The sequence below is a fragment of the Nocardia sp. NPDC004722 genome, assembly GCF_053601505.1.
On sequence record NZ_JBSGBY010000977.1, the window covers coordinates 1 to 1,949 of the forward strand.

At 66.4% G+C, this 1,949-nt stretch carries 2 protein-coding genes; one reads left to right on the forward strand and one right to left on the reverse strand.

Annotated elements, in window-relative coordinates; all coding sequences use genetic code 11:
* The coding region (locus ACWELQ_RS44795) for a 2-oxo-4-hydroxy-4-carboxy-5-ureidoimidazoline decarboxylase (protein ID WP_452403040.1) at nucleotides 1-415 on the reverse strand (415 nt) is incomplete at its 3' end.
* Nucleotides 416-580: 165 nt separating this feature from the next.
* On the opposite strand from ACWELQ_RS44795, the gene ACWELQ_RS44800 reads away from it, so the two are divergent.
* On the forward strand, nucleotides 581-1,949 hold a 1,369-nt coding region (locus ACWELQ_RS44800; protein WP_452403041.1), incomplete at its 3' end, for a PucR family transcriptional regulator.

Here is a 1,949-nt window from a genome sequence, read left to right on the forward strand (position 1 = left end):
TCTGCAGCTCGGACAGCATCTCGGCGGCACTGCGACCCGCGGCGCGGATCAGGAAGACATGACCGAAATGTTCTTCGTAGGCGACATTACCGGCCGCCAGATCCGCCTTGACCTGCGCATCGGCATCGCTCGCGCCGGACTGCTCGTCGGCGGACCACTTGGCTTCCTGCTCGGACTGATGCTTGGCGGCCGTACGCTCACCGATGCGCGGGTGCGCCGACAGCGCTTCCTCGACATCGCTCCAAGCCAGTTCGGTGACGCCTGTGACCGCGGCGGCGATCAGATTCGACTCGTCGGCGTACGGGCGGTTCGCGACCATCTTCCGTGCCCAGGAGCGGGACGCATTGCAGGTCAGCAGCTGCGCCTCGGCCTCTTCCAGGGACAGCGAACCGAGCCATTCCAGGCGACTCGACATCCGACCTCCAAACCGTCATTGGCGTGTTTCCACTACCTAACCCGGTGAGTGGACGTGCTCGAAAGGACGAGACATCCGAATCTGTGGCCTGCAACACACGGACTCGTTTGTAGTTACATCCAAGTTCGGTAACCCGGTCGTCACTGGCTGTTAGCCTCGGGAATCATGCGGTTACGTTCCCTGCTGACGATGAACGACCTGGGCCTACGGCTCGTCTCCGGAGAGGACGAGCTGGACAGGTTCGTTCGCTGGGTCGTAACTACAGACATGTTGGATCCGAGCCGGTATCTGTCGGGCGGCGAGTTTGTGCTGACCGGTCTGCAATGGCGACAGAAACCCGCGGACAGTGAGCAATTCGTCAGCAATATCGCGAAGGCGCGGGTCGCGGCACTGGTAGCAGGTTCCGCGCTGTTCGGCGAAACGCCCGAGGATCTCGTAGTCGCTTGTAAGAAACACCGAATCCCCCTCTTCGAGGTCGGCGAGGACATCGCCTTCGCCAACGTCACCGAGCAGATCAACCGGCAGCTGTCCTCCGGACGCGCCGCGGATCTGAGCGCGATCCTCGACCGGCACCGGCAACTGGTCTCCGGCGGCGGCCTGGATTCCGTGCTGGATCTGGTGCATCGCACGCTCGGCACCCGCTGCTGGGTTGTGTCCTCGCTCGGCCGGGTCGTGGCCGGGCCCACCCGGGACCTACCCGATCAGGTGCGCAGCGCCTTCCTGGGCGCGAAACGGCTGCCACATGTGCTTTCCCACAGCCAGATCCGGTACTCGCTGTTCGCGGTGGACGCGGACGGGACCTCGCGGATCGCGGACTGGTTCCTGGTCTTCGAGAGCGACTACAAGGACTGGCCCGAGGACCGTCGTGCGCTCATCGGCGAACTGGCCGCGGTCGTCTCGCTCGAGCGGGCCCGGCAGGACGATCGGCAGAGCGCCGAAGGGCGGCTCGCGCAGGAACTGATCGAATTGATCATGTCGGAGGCCAAGCCGGCCGACATCATCTCCCGGCTCGAACTCACCGGACTCGGCCTGTCGGACCGCTACCTCGCGGTCGCGGCGACGGCGAGTTCGGGCGCGGTCCGGCCCGGTGAGCTGCGCGCGGTGCTGCGCGAGATCCTGCACGGCCGCAGCCCGGCCATCGGCGTGGTCGACGGCGAAGTGATCCTGCTGGTCGCGCTCGGTGACGAGCAGGCCCTCGACGACCACATCCACCGGGCCATCGAAGCCCTGGAACCCGGCCTGCAGCAAAGCCGTTTGGCGGTCGGCATCAGCGGCGCGGTCGACGGCGAGGGTCTGCGCGGCGCGGTCGAGGAGGCCCGCTACGCGCGCCGCATGGCCGCCGAACGCCAGCAGCCCACCAGCGTGGTCCGCCACGACGAACTGGCCACCCACATGCTGCTGCTGGCCAGCGTCCCCGACGAGGTCCGCCGCATGTTCCGCATCCGCCTGCTGGACCCGTTGCGCGTCTACGACCAGGACAACCGCGCCGACCTGGTCCACACCCTCGAAACCTTCCTCGAGGTCTCCGGCTCTT